12 protein-coding genes and 1 CRISPR repeat array are annotated in these 15,615 nt (G+C 70.3%); of the genes, 1 reads left to right on the top strand and 11 read right to left on the bottom strand.

What is annotated here, in order from left to right:
* Nucleotides 1-129: 129 nt before the first annotated feature.
* Nucleotides 130-3,882: a CRISPR direct-repeat array (repeat unit 28 nt; unit sequence CTGCTCCCCGCGCACGCGGGGGTGATCC).
* Between the two features lie 38 nt (nucleotides 3,883-3,920).
* Nucleotides 3,921-4,367, top strand: a complete 447-nt coding sequence (locus C8054_RS25140) for an NUDIX domain-containing protein (RefSeq protein WP_107160926.1) — start codon at nucleotides 3,921-3,923, stop codon at nucleotides 4,365-4,367.
* Here the strand turns inward: C8054_RS25140 and C8054_RS25135 are convergent.
* From C8054_RS25135 to C8054_RS25085, 11 genes are all read right to left on the bottom strand, one after another.
* Nucleotides 4,354-5,427: an SDR family NAD(P)-dependent oxidoreductase gene (locus C8054_RS25135; protein ID WP_107160913.1), complete on the bottom strand. Its 1,074-nt coding sequence runs from the start codon at nucleotides 5,425-5,427 to the stop codon at nucleotides 4,354-4,356. The genes C8054_RS25140 and C8054_RS25135 overlap by 14 nt on opposite strands.
* Nucleotides 5,424-6,167, bottom strand: coding sequence for a hypothetical protein (locus C8054_RS25130; RefSeq protein ID WP_107160911.1), 744 nt, complete (start codon nucleotides 6,165-6,167; stop codon nucleotides 5,424-5,426). Before C8054_RS25130 ends, C8054_RS25135 begins: the two co-directional genes overlap by 4 nt.
* The gene (locus tag C8054_RS25125; RefSeq protein WP_107160909.1) at nucleotides 6,167-7,156 is read right to left on the bottom strand and encodes a radical SAM protein; all 990 of its coding nucleotides are present in this window, start codon (nucleotides 7,154-7,156) and stop codon (nucleotides 6,167-6,169) included. The genes C8054_RS25130 and C8054_RS25125 overlap by 1 nt, the downstream gene beginning before the upstream one ends.
* Nucleotides 7,157-7,456: 300 nt before the next feature.
* Nucleotides 7,457-8,299 (bottom strand): class I SAM-dependent methyltransferase, encoded by an 843-nt coding sequence (locus C8054_RS25120; protein ID WP_158273887.1) that lies wholly within the window; start codon nucleotides 8,297-8,299, stop codon nucleotides 7,457-7,459.
* A 126-nt stretch (nucleotides 8,300-8,425) separates the two neighbouring features.
* On the bottom strand, nucleotides 8,426-9,355 hold the full coding sequence (locus C8054_RS25115; RefSeq protein WP_158273886.1) for an endonuclease/exonuclease/phosphatase family protein: 930 nt from the start codon (nucleotides 9,353-9,355) through the stop codon (nucleotides 8,426-8,428).
* A gap of 178 nt (nucleotides 9,356-9,533) precedes the next feature.
* Complete coding sequence (locus tag C8054_RS25110) at nucleotides 9,534-10,223, bottom strand: helicase associated domain-containing protein (protein ID WP_107160903.1); 690 nt, start codon at nucleotides 10,221-10,223, stop codon at nucleotides 9,534-9,536.
* A gap of 129 nt (nucleotides 10,224-10,352) precedes the next feature.
* Entirely contained in the window at nucleotides 10,353-11,486 is a 1,134-nt protein-coding gene (locus C8054_RS25105) for a class II histone deacetylase (protein ID WP_107160901.1), read from the bottom strand.
* Between the two features lie 10 nt (nucleotides 11,487-11,496).
* A complete protein-coding gene (locus C8054_RS25100; RefSeq protein ID WP_107160899.1) occupies nucleotides 11,497-12,720 on the bottom strand; it encodes a histidine decarboxylase in 1,224 nt (407 codons plus the stop codon).
* Nucleotides 12,717-13,442: a hypothetical protein gene (locus tag C8054_RS25095; protein WP_107160897.1), complete on the bottom strand. Its 726-nt coding sequence runs from the start codon at nucleotides 13,440-13,442 to the stop codon at nucleotides 12,717-12,719. The genes C8054_RS25100 and C8054_RS25095 overlap by 4 nt, the downstream gene beginning before the upstream one ends.
* A gap of 288 nt (nucleotides 13,443-13,730) precedes the next feature.
* Entirely contained in the window at nucleotides 13,731-15,176 is a 1,446-nt protein-coding gene (locus C8054_RS25090; protein WP_107160895.1) for an APC family permease, read from the bottom strand.
* An 11-nt stretch (nucleotides 15,177-15,187) separates the two neighbouring features.
* Nucleotides 15,188-15,448: a hypothetical protein gene (locus C8054_RS25085; RefSeq protein ID WP_107160892.1), complete on the bottom strand. Its 261-nt coding sequence runs from the start codon at nucleotides 15,446-15,448 to the stop codon at nucleotides 15,188-15,190.
* Nucleotides 15,449-15,615: the final 167 nt, after the last annotated feature.

Below are 15,615 nucleotides of genomic sequence, written 5' to 3'. Positions count from 1 at the left end.
CCGACTCAAAGACCGCGACCTCGGCCGCGTCCCCGCGGCCACCAAGACCAACGACTAAAGATCAACCAAACCGAGGTGGTCCAGTTTCAGCCGGACCACGGTGGTCCCGTTTGAGGCGGCGTTGACACCCTGCTCCCCGCGCACGCGGGGGTGATCCCACCTCGGTGATGGCCGGGCCCAGCACGGGGTCCTGCTCCCCGCGCACGCGGGGGTGATCCCGGTGACAAGGGTCCGATTGCCTTTCACGCTTTCTGCTCCCCGCGCACGCGGGGGTGATCCCTGCCCGGTGCCCAGCTCCAGGTGGGAGTCGACCTGCTCCCCGCGCACGCGGGGGTGATCCGGCTTCGAGCGGTGGAAGGCGAGGCGGGGACTGCTGCTCCCCGCGCACGCGGGGGTGATCCCTGCTCGGGCCGGGCGGCGTCGAGGAGCTGGTGCTGCTCCCCGCGCACGCGGGGGTGATCCCGAGCCGGTCCCGGACGTGACCGCCGACATGGCCTGCTCCCCGCGCACGCGGGGGTGATCCGAACTGGCCGATGTCGAGGGCGCTCGCGTAGGTCTGCTCCCCGCGCACGCGGGGGTGATCCGTGGCCCTGCCACCTTGACTAGCCCTGAGCGAGCTGCTCCCCGCGCACGCGGGGGTGATCCCGCCATCAACACCTGGTCGGGGACCGGGGACGCCTGCTCCCCGCGCACGCGGGGGTGATCCCGGGGTCGGCGTGCCGACGTCGACGACGGCGACCTGCTCCCCGCGCACGCGGGGGTGATCCGGAGTTCGTGCAGCCTGTCGGAGCCGTGGACTACTGCTCCCCGCGCACGCGGGGGTGATCCGGCGCTGTTGCGCTGCTCCTGCGACAGCCCGCCCTGCTCCCCGCGCACGCGGGGGTGATCCCCGCGTCGCGCACGAACGGCAGTTCGGCCGGCGTCTGCTCCCCGCGCACGCGGGGGTGATCCCAGCGCCGGCGCCTCGACCATCCAAACGATGACCTGCTCCCCGCGCACGCGGGGGTGATCCCGCCACCGGCGTACCCAACCGGGTCCGCAACACCTGCTCCCCGCGCACGCGGGGGTGATCCCACCGGCAGCAACGACACGCCGGGACACCTGGCCTGCTCCCCGCGCACGCGGGGGTGATCCGCTGGTCGAGGACGCCGCGAACGGCCCCGCCGTCTGCTCCCCCGCGCACGCGGGGGTGATCCCGGCAGGAGCACGGCGGCACCTCCGGGGAGATCCTGCTCCCCGCGCACGCGGGGGTGATCCCGACCCGCAGCGGCAGGCCGCCCGCGCGAGCAACTGCTCCCCGCGCACGCGGGGGTGATCCGAAGCTGGCGTGGGTGTGGAACAGGTGGGAGGCCTGCTCCCCGCGCACGCGGGGGTGATCCGGACTCCACCGCCGCGCTCGCGGCCACTGCGAGCTGCTCCCCGCGCACGCGGGGGTGATCCCTTGAAGTCGTTGCGGCGGGGCCGGTGGCCGGCCTGCTCCCCGCGCACGCGGGGGTGATCCCCGGTTACGGATGCGGTCCATCACGGACCGGCCCTGCTCCCCGCGCACGCGGGGGTGATCCCTGGTCAACCTCGACGGCCGCGCCACCAGCGTCCTGCTCCCCGCGCACGCGGGGGTGATCCCCAGTTGACGATCCGGGCCGGCGTCTGCACCGCCTGCTCCCCGCGCACGCGGGGGTGATCCCTACAACGGCTTGACCGCCGTGACCTTCCGAGGCTGCTCCCCGCGCACGCGGGGGTGATCCGTCGCCGGTACGCAGCGCGTTGACCGCGCTTTTCTGCTCCCCGCGCACGCGGGGGTGATCCCTGGCTTCCCGACTTCACCCGCGCGGGCGCGGTCTGCTCCCCGCGCACGCGGGGGTGATCCCCGGCACACCGCGCCGGCCGGCGTCCACACGCCCTGCTCCCCGCGCACGCGGGGGTGATCCCCACCGCCGGCCCCGAGACGGCCCGGGCAGTGGCTGCTCCCCGCGCACGCGGGGGTGATCCCGCGATCGTGCCGGACGAGTCGATGACGTTCACCTGCTCCCCGCGCACGCGGGGGTGATCCACCCGTCCGCCGTCAGGTCCAGCTCAACGCCCACTGCTCCCGCGCACGCGGGGGTGATCCCCCGAACGGGCACACGCCGGCCGAGATTCTGGGCTGCTCCCCGCGCACGCGGGGGTGATCCGAGGACATCCAGACCTGGTTGGACTCCGAGCAGCTGCTCCCCGCGCACGCGGGGGTGATCCCCGATGCGGGTAGCACAGGTGACACAACAGACACTGCTCCCCGCGCACGCGGGGGTGATCCCCGCTTGTAGAACAGGCCGGTGAACTGGGCTTTCTGTTCCCCGCGCACGCGGGGGTGATCCGGTCGGCACGCCGGCCGGCGCGGTGGGGGTGTCCTGCTCCCCGCGCACGCGGGGGTGATCCGTCGATCAGGGAGTTCACGTCGGTGCCCAGCTCCTGCTCCCCGCGCACGCGGGGGTGATCCTCGCGGTCGCCCGCGCATGGTCGGCGTTCGCGACTGCTCCCCGCGCATGCGGGGGTGATCCGCCGCGCACGTTCCCGAACAGCCCTGACCGCACCTGCTCCCCGCGCACGCGGGGGTGAGCCGGAGGAGGTCGAGGTCCTCGCCCGCAAGATTCGCTGTTCCCCGCGCACGCGGGGGTGATCCAGTGCGGGCGGTGGTGGTTGCTGATGAAGGTCAGCTGCTCCCCGCGCACGCGGGGTGATCCGCCGACGCCGGTCGAGCCCGCGAAGCCCGAGCCCTGCTCCCCGCGCACGCGGAGGTGATCCCGACCGGCACCGGTGTGGGCCGTGCTCAGAGGTCTTCTCCCCGCGCACGCGGGGGTGATCCCGGGCTGCGCGGCGTCCCTAGCCGCTTCACCTCCTGCTCCCCGCGCACGCGGGGGTGATCCCTGCCCCGGGGTGCCGTAGCCGATCTTCGCTGCCTGCTCCCCGCGCACGCGGGGGTGGTCCCAGGTCGTTAACCTTGTCCTGGTCCGCGCTGGTCTGCTCCCCGCGCATGCGGGGGTGATCCCCACCCCGTCTTGATGGACTGGCCGGTCGCCGACTGCTCCCCGCGCATGCGGGGGTGATCCGTAGCCATCGGGTCGGGGGCGGTCCAGGCGCCCTACTCCCCGCGCATGCGGGGGTGATCCCTACTACCAGGAGATCGGCAAGCGCATCGTCGACTGCTCCCCGCGCATGCGGGGGTGATCCCGCCGGGCCGTGGCTCGCCGACGCGGGGCCCCGCGCATGCGGGGATGATCCCTGCGTACGCAGCTCGGCGGGGTCACCAAAGAGCTGCTCCCCGCGCATGCGGGGGCGATCCCTCGTCGCCCGGGCCGATCCGCTCGACGTCCCGCTATTCCCCGCGCATGCGGGGGTGATCCGGCGCTGCCCGGGTACGCGGCGGCGCTGGACACCTGCTCCCCGCGCACGCGGGGGTGATCCCAGCGGTGTGCCGATCACCGCCGTGCAGGCCGACTGCTCCCCGCGCATGCGGGGGTGATCCCTCCGTATTCGCTATTGCGGCAGCCTTTTGCCTCTGCTCCCCGCGCATGCGGGGATGATCCCGAGCTGGCGTAGGTGCCGGTGGCGATGGACTGCTGCTCCCCACGCATGCGGGGGTGATCCGATGTGCAGGCGGTACGGCAGGGCGGCCATCAGCCTGCTCCCCGCGCATGCGGGGGTGATCCCCGGACTTGAGCCCGCCAGTAACGACCTTCCATCTGCTCCCCGCGCATGGGGGGGGTTCCCGGCCGCAGTGCCGTGTTCGCCGCACCGCGGACTGTCGGCACGGGACCTGCTCCCCGCGCATGCGGGGGTGATCCCGGTGGCGACTACTCCAACACCAGGCCCGACGACTACTCCCGGCGCATGGGGGGTGATCCCAGATCGGTGGCAATCGCAGCGGCGCTACGCTACGCGGCGTGGATATACAGGTGGATGCCCGTATCGCGGGTGTGATCTTGGTCGATCCGGTAGGTCGCTTGTTGTTGCAACTGCGTGACGGCAACACTCGGGTGGACCCGCACCGTTGGTGCCTGCCCGGTGGCAACGTCGATCCGGGTGAGGATCCGCTGACCGCTGCTCACCGAGAGCTGCTGGAGGAGACCGGTCTCAAGGTCGAAGAGCTTCGTCTGTTCTGGCAGGGCATTGCCCCTTCGGCGAAGTTCCCCGGCGCGGTCGGCGAGTTTTCGATCTTCTACGCGCCGACCGACGCCACGGAGGGGGATGTGGTGTGCGGGGAGGGTGCCGCAATGCGTTTCGTTGACGGCGTTGAGGTGCGCTCGCTCGAATTCGGGCGGGCGTATGGGGAGATCGTGCCGCGTTTTCTTGATGCCCCGCAGTACCGGGAGTTGGTCAGCGCCTCTTGATCCACGTCAGCCGGTTGACGTCGAACATCTCGGCCAGGATGGCTTCCATGTCGTAGTCGTACTTCCAGTTCGGGTAGTGGTTGGCGAACTTCGCCGTGCTACCGACCCACCAGATGTGGTCGCCGACGCGATTGTCCTCGTGGTACTCCGTGATCATCTCGTGGCCGGTGATCTTCTCGGCGAGTGTCGTCGCCTCCATCAGGCTGATGTGCGAGTGCCGTCCGCCGCCCATGTTGTAGACCTCTCCTTGCCGCGGGGCGCGAAAAAACGCCTCGAACGCGGTAACGAGGTCGTGGGAGTGAATCGCGTCGCGGACCTGCTTGCCCTTGTAGCCGAAGACCCGATAGGTGCGTTGCTCCATGGCGCAGCGCATGAGGTAGGCCAGGAACCCGTGCAGCTCGGCGGCTGCGTGCGCGGGGCCGGTCAGGGTGCCGCATCGGAACGTGGCGGTGTTCAAGCCGAAGTACCGGCCGTACTCCTGTACCGCGATGTCCGCCGCGACCTTGCCGACGCCGAAGATCGAGTGCAGGCACGAGTCGATGGGCATCGCCTCGGTGATCCCCTCGGCGTATTCGTGGCCGGGTTCGACTTCCCAGCGGGTGTCCAGCTCGATGAGTGGGAGCTGGTTGGGGCGGTCGCCGTAGACCTTGTTGGTGGAGGTGAAGATGAACGCCGCGTCGGGGCAGTGGGTACGGGTGTGTTCGAGCATGTTGACGGTGCCGACGGCGTTGACGTCGAAGTCGGTCAGTGGTTCGCGTACCGACCAGTCGTGGCTCGGTTGCCCGGCCGCGTGCACGACGACGGCGACGTCTTTGCCGTAGCGGGCGAACACCTTGCCGAGGGTGTCGCGGTCGCGGATGTCGTGTTCCAGGTGGGTGTACCGGTCTCCGAGTTCGTTGATCAGTTTGATGGCGTTGGGCAGGGTGGTGCCGTCCTTGCCGAAGAAGTACCGGCGCATGTCGTTGTCGATGCCCACGACGTCCAGGCCGAGGGTGGCGAAGTGCCGGGCGGTTTCTGAGCCGATGAGTCCGGCAGAGCCGGTCACGATGGCGACGCTCATGCGGTGATGCTCCGTTCTTGGAGAGTGGTCCATGCCCGGACCTGTTGCCGGGCGTGGTCGAGGTCTGCCGGGGTGTTGATGTTGTGCCCGGCGGGGAGTCCAATCGGGGCGACGAGCGCGCCGCGCGGGATGCTCCAGCTGATGTAGTCGGCGATGCTGGTTGAGTGGGATGCGAAGGCTGGCGCGTCGGCGAGCATGTGTCGCGTCCAGTGCCACGCGCCGAGCGGAACCAGACCGGACGGTTGCGCTGTCCAGCTCACGGCGGTCACCAGTCCGCTGTCATCGACCAGGACCGCCGGCCCGTTCGGATTGGCGCTGTGCGGCGCGACGCCCATGCACAGCTCGGCGTGAGTGCCGAGTTGATCAGCGAGAAGGAGGAAGTTCCGTAGCGCACCTGGGTGGGTGATCGTGTCTGCCTCGATCACGGTGAACCGGTCGCCGTAGCGGGCGCAGTCCACGACGTCGGGCAGGTAGCCGGTCGGTGGGCCGATGCTGACTTCTACGGGCTGGATGTGCCGGGCCGCGAGCGCGGCGGCGTCAGCGTCGGGTTCGCGCAGGTGCAGGTACAGCTGGGAGGGTCGGACGCCTTGAAGCTCCTGCAGGATCCAGCCGAGGATCGGGCGATCTCCGACCATCTCGATGGTCTTGTGTTTGCCTCGTGCCACGTGCTGTAGCCGTGTGCCGAGGCCGCGAGCGAGGATGACGACCGGATGGTCGACCGACATCACCGGAAGCGCCATCAGGGCTGCCGCGTCTCGGTCAGGAACACCGAGCCGCCCGGCGTCAGGCCCGCCTCGGCGATAACGCTCATGGCGTAGTCGTAGTCGGACACTTTTCGGTTCTTGCCGTAGATCAGATACTTGTCGCGGAAGTCGGCCGGGGTGGCGTTGAAGACGATGACGTTGGCCCCGGCGTCGAATCCGCGACGCTGGCCGCCTTCGACTCTGGCGCGCATCGCGCTGACCGAGGGAATCGTCCAGGCGGGCTGCGCGAGCCGCATCGCGGCGAGCACATTCAGCGTCAGGTCGACGTCACCGGCAGGAGCACCGGCCAAGGGTGTGTCCGGTGCGGGCACGAATGGTGCTGCCGACATCATGTGCACGCCCAGGTCGCGGCACAGCAGGATGTCATGCGCGATGCTGTCCAGGCTTTGACCGGGCAACCCGATGATCATCCCTGAGCCGACCCGGTACCCCAGGTCCAGCAGGTCCGTCATGCACGCGAGCCGATGGGCGAGCGCCTCGTGGCGCAGCCGTAGGTACAGATCGGCGTCTGATGTCTCGTGCTTGATGATGTAGCTCGTCGCGCCCTGCTCGCGCAGGCTGGCGTACTCGCCGCGGGTCTTGTTGCCCAGGTTGAGCAGTAGCTCCACCCGGCCGTCGTACAAGTCGCAGATGGTGGGCAGCGCCGCGCCGACGGACGTGGTCGTCTGCGGGACCTCCCCGCCCTGCAGGCAGATCACATCGACGCCGAGGGCGCGCACGCCGAGGGCCGTCTCGATCATCTCGGCCGGCGTCTGGTGGAAGACGTCGTTGGTGCGGGTGTTGGAGCGTCGCATCGGGCAGAAGTCGCAGTCGACCCGGCACAGATTCGTCACCTCGATGACCGCGCGTACGACGACTCGGTCGCCATGCACCTCGGTGCGGGCTGCACGGGCCTGGGCGAACAGTTCTTCTCGTTCGGAGCCTTGCAGCGTGAGCAGGGTTCGGATGTCGTTCTGGTCGAGCACGGGAACTCCTCTTCATCGGGCGCACTGGGCTGCGGTGCGAGAGTGCGGAGGGTCGAGCCGGCCTGGAGGCCGACGTGCAGTAGCTCGTCTGGGGCCTCGTCGTTGAGGGCGCCGAAGTTCGTGCGATGGCTTGCGGGTGGGCCGGCGGCAGGGGTCGGGGTGCCCGCTGCCGCCGACCCGGTGACCGGGCGTCCGTGGCTGCCCCTGTCACGGGGCCCGGTCAGGTAACCGCCTGAAGGCGGCTACCGTCGGGGTGACGCGGTTCGGGTCTGCGCCACCCCTGGTCACGGGGGTGCGCTCTCAGGCTTGAACGGAGGGCGTGGCCGGCGTGGCCGGATGCTGTGGTGTAGCCGGTTTACGGGCGTGCACGGTGCGGCGCTCGTAGGAGCTCAGGAGCACGGTCGGGTCGGCCATGAGGTTGACGAATCGGTCGAGGTCGTTGTGGCTGAGTTCGGGTTGGACCAGGCGAGGTCGCAGGTGTTCGGCGGTGTCGGCGAGAATCTGGCAACCGGGGCCGCCTCCGGTCCAGGTTTCGACGCTGCGGTGGGCGCAGACCGGGTTGAGGCCGGCGGCGACGAGCGGCCTGGTGACATCGAGTGGCCAGGTGGGTCGCCCGGTACCGGTGAGGAAGCCGTAGATCATCGTCATGAGGTGTTGGATCAGGTCGGCGTCCTGGCTGCATGGATCCGACGTCCATGTGGCGTAGTCGGGGCGCGGCTGGAAGACCTGAGCGGGCGTGAAGGGGACGTCGGCGAGGATCAGCCAGCCGCCGGGCCGTAGCCAGTCGATGATCTGTCGGATCACGGCGTTCGGGTCGGGCAGGGCACCGTGCATCCAGCGGGCGACGGCGACGTCGAAGCTGCCGGGTTCGCCGGGCAGCTCGTCGGCGTCGAGGGCGCGTTGATAGACGTCGATGATGCCGGTCGGTGCGAGGTAGCTGGTGTCGCGGTCGACGGCGGTGACGTTGCCGCTCGGGCCGACGAGGCGGGCCAGGCGGGTGGTCAGCTGGCCGGTGCCGGCGCCGATGTCCAGCACGCGCTGGCCCGCCTGGATGGGGATGCGGTCAAGGGCGTGGTGGATGGGCGGGTCGAGGAGTTCGAGCAGCCGCGGCGGACGTTGGCGGCCGATTGGGGTTGTCGTCACCATGGCGCTCCTGTTCGTGCTGACTTTCGGGCGTAGGTCGCGGCTGAACTCGCGGGGCTGGTGGCGATGTCCGTGGGTGCCGGTTGCGGCGGATGGTCGGAGCGGGCAGGGGCCCGCTCTGGGCGGTCACGGTTGTTCCGCTCTCCTGGGTGGGGCGGGGGAGGCTGAGGGAGGCATTGCCTGGGGGTCGAGGTCGACCATGATGGGTAGGTGGTCCGACAGCGCGCGTGCTGCGGGGGTGTCGATCACCTGGTAGCTGCGCAGCGCTTGTGGGCGGTTGGTCCAGAAGACGTCTTCGCGTCGGCTCCAGCCGCCGCGGTGGCCGCTGGTGGCCTTCCAAGCCATGCCCAGGTGGGGGGCGGCGTCGTGGAAGCCGCTGCGCTGCATCATCTGCGAGGGGCGCCGGTCGGCTACTGGCAGAGCGTCGGAGTCGTCGTTCCAGCGGATATGCCGGGCGATCCGTTCGGTGGGTAGAGCCGTCCAGTCTGGCTCGGGATCGTGATTGGGGTCGGCGCCGAAGGAGTTCCAGTCGGCGGCGAGGATCGTCGCGTCCGATAGGGGTAGTTGCCCGGTGAGGGTGTACGCGTCGGCGAGTTGCTTGTCGGGGTTCCAGGGCGCGAGGTGGGTGACCGCCACTGTCAGCGGCACGGGCGCGCCGACGTCGAGCCGCACCACTCCCAGGCCGTGCCACATCAGCAGGTCGTACGCCCGCTGGGACAACACGGCGTACTCGGGCCGCCACAGAATCGCGAGGTGACAGTCGGAGTGTTTCGCGGGGACCGTGAAGGCCACCATCCCCAGCGCGTCGGCTATCGCGTTCACGAGCCGGTCGAGTTCCCCAGCGTCGCCACCGACGGTGTAGATCTCCTGCAAGCACACGATGTCGGGGCGTAGGAACCGCAGCAGCTCGTGCTGCTGCCGCCGCGTCGGGAGCCCTGACTTTCCGTACGACATGAGGTTCCAGCTGACGGCGCGGAGTGTTCGCTGCGCCGGTGGTGCAGGCGTGGGAGCCGCCGCCGTCATGGGTGTGATTGATGCCAAGACGCCTTGGTTCATGGCTGCTCCTGAGAAGCCGGCGCGGGGTGTTCGGGTGGGTTGGTGGCTGGGCGTGGCGTCTGCGGGCAGCGCGCTGGGTTGGGGCTGGGCGAGCATGGCGCGGGCGTCGGCCAACTCGCGCGGTCCACGACCGGGCTCGGGTGCCGCGGCAGGACGACGATGCGCCGGCGATCGACGATCAGCGGCCGGCGAGGCATGCCCGATCTCCCTTGTCCGGTGAGGGTGCGGAGCCGGCTCGCATCTCCGTGGGTGCCCGGGTGCCCTGGTGAGGCGGGTCCTGGGTGGCACGGCGGCGCGTCATGGCGGGCCCTCGGGGCATCAGGACCTGCCATTCGAAGCCGAGCCCGTCGAGGACATCGATGCGCCACTGCGGGTACTTGCCCGCCCGACGCCGCTTGCGGATGTTGTGCGTGACGTGGCCCAGTTTGATTCCGTGCTCGCGGTGCTCGCGGGGCACTCGTAAGTGCCCCTCGCGGCGGGCGAACGAGGTGAACGCGGGGATGTAGACATCGACGAACCGCGTGTCGTTGACCCGCCACACCATGCCGAGGGCTTCCATGATCCACACCTGCTCTTCGTCGAGCTTGTCTTTGCTCCGGCGTGAGCACAGGTAGCGGTTGCGGATGTTGTGGATGAAGCCGCCAAGGTCGTACCCGTTTTCGACGTGGAATCGGGGCACTACAAGGTGGCCTTCGCGTTCTTGGAAGGCCACGGCAGCGGTGACCGCCTCGAACCAGCAGCCTGTGCGCGGGTTGCCGTTGAGGCGCTCAACGACGGCACGCCGAAGCCTGGCGCGCTCGTCGAGATTCCGCGGCGGCGGCACGGGAGCAACGGTGTTGGCATAGGAGGGAGGTACGTAGGCGGGCATAGCAAGCCTCAGAGGTCCTTCGTCAGAGATCAACCGGGTGAGGGCGCCGCTCCGAACCCGAGGCGGATGGGGCGAGCAGAGTCGCCGCGGCCACGACAGCGACGGACGAGTTCGGGATCATGCGCGCGGTCAGCTCGCCGCGACGGTGGTCTGGATGCGGGGCAGGAGTTGCGCGGCCTCCTCGATGACGGCTTCTTGCTGTGGGGTGAGGGGCTCGGCGGCGTAGCCGGCGACGACGGCAGCGAGAGGGTCGGTGACGTGGGTGGTGGTGCCGGCGAGTTCTTCGAGGAAGGCGAGGGCGCAGTAGGGGGTGTAGAAGGGGCTGTAGCCGCCTTCGTGGGCGGCTATGAGCCGGCCGTGGCAGAGCCGCTCGGCGGCGCCGACGAGCAGGCGAGTCATGTCGCGGAAGCTGGCGGCGGTGAGCATCTGCCGGGCGAGGGGGTCGAACACGCCGGCGTCGAAGCCGTTGGCAAGCAGGATCAGGTCCGGGGCGAAGCGGTCCAGCGCCGGCAGTACCACCTGGTGCATGGCGTGCAGGTAGGCGGCGTGGCCGCTGCCGGGCGGTAGCGGCACGTTGAGGGCGTAGCCGAGGCCGTCGCCAATCCCGTTTTCGTGCGTCCATCCGGAGTCGGGTGGGAAGCATCCGGCTTGGTGCAGGCTGATGGTGAGCACGCTCGGGTCGTCGTTGAAGATGGCTTGGGTGCCGTTGCCGTGGTGGGCGTCCCAGTCCACGACCGCGACTCGGGTCAAGCCGAGGTGCTGGGCGTGGCGGGCAGCGACGGCGATCGAGTTGAACAGGCAGAACCCCATGCCCTGGGCGGCGGTGGCGTGGTGGCCGGGCGGGCGCACGAGGGCGTAGCCGTTGGTGATGTCGTCCTGGGCGGCGGCGGTGACGAGTTCGATCAGCCCACCGGCGGCTAGGCGGGCGATGTCGTAGCTACCGCGACCGATTGGGGAGAAGCCGTCCCCGGCATCGCCTCCCCCGCCTCGCAGCTCGCTCTGGGTCTTGATGTGCTGCACGTAGGTGTCGATGTGCACCCGGGTCAGTTCCGCGACGGTGGCCCGCCGGGGCTCGATGACCACCAGTTCGCCGAGGAGGCCGCTGGCGTGGATCAGCTCGTGGATGCGGCGTTTCGCCTCGGGGTTCTCGATGTGGACGGCGGGTTGGATGCCGGCGGTCGGGTGGGCGGGCATCAGCCCGGCGCTGGTGCCGGTGTCGTGCCACAGATACTCGGGATGGAAGACGTAACCGGTGGTCCTCATGCTCGCCCTTTCAGGTAGTCGGTGTGATTAGCGCGCGGGAGGCGGCGGGAGTTGCCGGCGCGAGCCGGGGTCGCGGGATCGGCCGGAAACAGGGCCGGGCGGCAGCGATGTCCGCAATAAAGGCGTCGACCACGCCTTGGGTTAGGCCAGGCATGCAGATGAGGTGGCTGGTGTCACCGTCGGTGGCCAGGAGCCACTTTTGGCGTACCTGCTCGGGTGGGGTGGGCAGGACGACGGTGAAGGCGTGGAGGTGGCGCCAGGCGGGCCAGCCGACAGCGTTGAGCCGCTCGGTGGCGTGGGCGGCGAGGCGGCGGGCCTCGGCGGCTCGCCAGCGGTGGCCTTCCCGGCCGTGCCGGGCGATGGCGTGCCACAGCAGCGCGGCCGACAGGCCGCAGCGTGAGCCGGTGATGGTGGTGTCCGCCGTGGCGGTGTAGGCCACCCGGGGGCCGGCGGGGCGGAGGTGGTCGCGGATGAGGACGATTCCGCACGGTGTCGGTGTGCCGAAGAACTTGTGGCCGCTGATCGCGACGCTGCCGATGCCGCTGGCGTCATCGAGGCGCAGTCGTCCGTCCAGGGCGAGAGGAATACCGGACAGGGCGGCGTCGACGTGCAGGTGCCCGCCGGGGTGGTGGTCGTCGAGGACGGCGCGGATGCGGCTGGTGTCGTCGACGGCCTCGGTCATGGTGGTGCCGGCGGTCGCGACGACGATCGCCGGCCAGCGGCGCCGCCGGTGAAGCTGCTCGGCGAGGTGTGTGTAGTCCATCTCCCCATCGGCGTGGGCCCGAACCGGAACACCCTTCGCGCCGAGCAGACCGACGATTTTCGGCACGGAGTAGTGGGCGGCGGTCGAGTAGTAGATCCGCGCCGTGGCATCACGCCGGTGTGCGGCGTGCAGGGCGGACAGGTTGCCTTCCGTGCCGCCGCTGCTGACGTAGCCCCACCGGTCGTCAGCGGGCATGGCGACCAGGTCCGCGACCCAGGTGATGACCGCGCGTTCCAGCGCTCGGGTGTGGGCCACGCCGCCGGTGTCGGCGGGATCTCCGATGTTGTTCCACAGCCTGCCGCCGAGACGGGTCATGACCTCCGTCTGGTCGAGGTCCACGGCACCGGGGAATCCGATGCTCGTGGCCGCCGCGGTGTCGGCCTCGCGGACGAGGTGCTCCAGCACGGCCGCGACGTCGATCGGCGCGCGGCTCAGGTCCGCCGCCTCGGCGAGGTTCACGGTCTGGGTCACGCTGGCCGCCGGTGCAGGTGTGTGGTCAAGGTGTGGTGCAGTTCCTGAAGGTGTCGCCACACTGTCCGGGTGTCGGCGTCCTCGGGCTGGGTCAGGTTGCTGTGGGGGTTGTAGTAGGTGATGCGGTCCGGGTCGAGGGTGCGGTTGCAGCGGACTCCGTCCACGCCGAGACGGGCGTGCGGGTCGCGGTCGATGTGCAGGGCGGTGCCGTCAGTCAGCAGCGCGTACGCCTGGCCTTTGAGGTCGAAGGCTGACAGCCGCCGGCCGGGCTGGTCTCGCAGGGTGTGGACGACCTGGTTCCAGCGGCCCTGGTCGGAGTCGAGGCTGCTCACGCCGACGCCGACGTAGGTCGACCCGGCGGGCAGGGTCATGTCTCCGCCGTTGACCATCGAGCCGTCCGGGCCGAGGGGATGCCATCGACGGTGCACGGACGCGGCGCGGGTGATGTTGTCCCGGGCCACATCGTCGAGGTCGGCCAGCAGTCGGGGCAGGTCGTCGGCTTCGGGGGAAGCTAGCCACAACCGGTAGGCGGTGTGCAGCCGGTAGCCGTGTGGCTCGGCCGGTGCGTCGCTGACGAAGAACAGCACCACGCCGTGCGGGCCGAGCGCGTCACGGCTGCCCAACCGCTGATCAGCCTCCACCATGTGACCGGTGTTGATCCGCTTACACCGGTACGCCACCTGCCGGCGCAGGTCGGCCCACCGACGCTCCTCCAGCGACACCCCGCCGTCGCCGTGCTCCTGCTCATACGGCGCTGGTGATACGGACTGCTGAGGCGAGGGCTGTGGCGGGAAGCCGGCAGGAGCCCCCGACTCGTAGCCGGGTTGCGACACGGGGACAGCGGGTCCTGAAGAGTGAGCGGCGGGGTGCGGCGTATGGGCCGGCTGGCGGTGTGCGTTGACGGCAGGGTCCGGCCATGGACGCCCTGGCGTTCGTGAAGCCTCGGGAGGACCGGCGCTGTAGTGCCTGCCCGAAGCAGGAGTCGCCGCGTGAGTCATCATCGTCGCCCCTCAGATCGAGACGTTGATCGCGTCGGGAACGGCGTTCGTCTTCGGTGTGCCTCGGCCGATGCCGGCGTAGACCTCCGGACGGGCTTGCCGCAGATGCGCCGCCCACACCCCGCCGGCAACGGCAAACGCGACGAGGATCACCGGCAGCAGGAACGGATACAGCGACCCCGGCGTGGCACCGAGCAAGGAACCGGCGTTGCCGACCATCAACCCGAGCAGGATCAACCCGCCGGCCACGCCCAGCGCTGGTGCGATCCGCCACTCCCACACGCCAGCCTGCAGACCGCGCAGATCCGCCGGTGCGGTCAGCGCGGCCACCGATGCAGCCAACAACAGGCACAGCAGACCCATCGCGCCCAGAGCGGAGAGCCAGGTGAACACCACCGCGATGGGATCGGCCCCGCCGAGAGCGAACGCGCCGACCACCACCGCGGCGATCACCGTCTGCACGAGCGAGCCGCCGCGTGGGGCGCTGACCCGGGTGGTGCTGCCGGTGCGCGCGAGGCCGGCGGGTAGGACGCCTTCGCGGGCCATGCCGAACACGTACCGGGCCACCACGTTGTGGAAGACCAGCTTCGAGGTGACGATCGCGAAGACCAGGACCAGCTCGGCGGCGGGAACCCATCCGCTACCGAGCCGCTCCAGGATGGAGAACGGCAATCCCCCGGTCGGCTCGGCGGCCACCTCACCCACGAGAGGGGGCCCAACGGCGACGCCCATGGCCCACGCCGCGAGCGCGTACACACCGCCGAGGACGAGCACCGCTCCGACGGCTGCCCGGCTCACCGACCGGCGGTCTACGGCCTCCTCGACCATCGAGCCCGGCGCGTCAATCCCCATGAACGCGGCCACGCAGAACGCCACCGCCCCGCCCACGCCGCCGACCGTCAGTCCGGAGGCGTCGAAACCCGCCCAGGACAACCCGCCGCCCGCCGGTTGCCCCACCCCGGCGACGATGAACCCGGCGACGACCAGCAGCGACGCCACCAGCACGCCCGTCAGAACGCGGGTGGACAGCACGATCGCCCGCACCCCGAACGCCCCGACCACGGCCACGGCCAGACCCGCCCACACCCACCACGCCCCGCCGAACTGACCGGCGAGCGTCGCCCCCAGCAACCCGTACAGGCTGATCTGAATGCAGTTGTAAGCAACCAGCGCGACCAGGCCGGCGGCGACACCCCACCCACGACCGAGGCCGTGGGCGAGGATGCTGTAGTAGGCCGCCGGGTGCCCCACCTGCCGGACCATCGCCGTGTACCCCACCGCCAGCAACGCCACCACCCCGGCCACGAGCACGAACACCAGCGGCAGAGCCGTTATCCGCGTCGTCGCGTACGTAGCCACGATGCCTCCGGCGAGCACCACCATCGGCGCCGACGCCGCCGCGCCGGACACCCACAACCCCGCCGGGCTCAACGTCCGCCGCGCGAGCGCGACCTGCACATACGCCGCCCTCACCGCCGACCCCGATCCGGCGAGTCCGGGCAGCTCGTACGGTCGCAGCCGCCCACCGGGTGCCGGTCTACCTCGACCGAGGTCGCCGCGACGAGGTAAACGGCCACCGGCCGCACCGGACCAGGACGCCAAAACGCGGCCTCGTGGTCGAGGTGCCGCTTCGCGGCTTTCGCATCGGCCGTGAAGCCGAACAGGTCGTGCAGGCCGTTGGCCCACTCGCGGCGCACCGCGTACCCCCAGGCGACCTCGTCCGACGTCACGTCTCCCGCGTCCGTGACGGCGGCCCCAGCGCGCCTGAGAGATGCCGGAGACGATGACCGGGACAACCGTCCGGCGTTCACGAGACAGAGATGGACTAAAGCTCGTATCCGACTCAGAGCGGACACCATGAGGGGTGACTCCTTCGGTAGCAGGGTGTGAAAGGCCG

The sequence above is a fragment of the Micromonospora sp. RP3T genome, from assembly GCF_003027925.1.
Classification (GTDB): Bacteria; Actinomycetota; Actinomycetes; order Mycobacteriales; family Micromonosporaceae; genus Micromonospora.
This window is presented reverse-complemented; position numbering and strand designations above follow the sequence as displayed.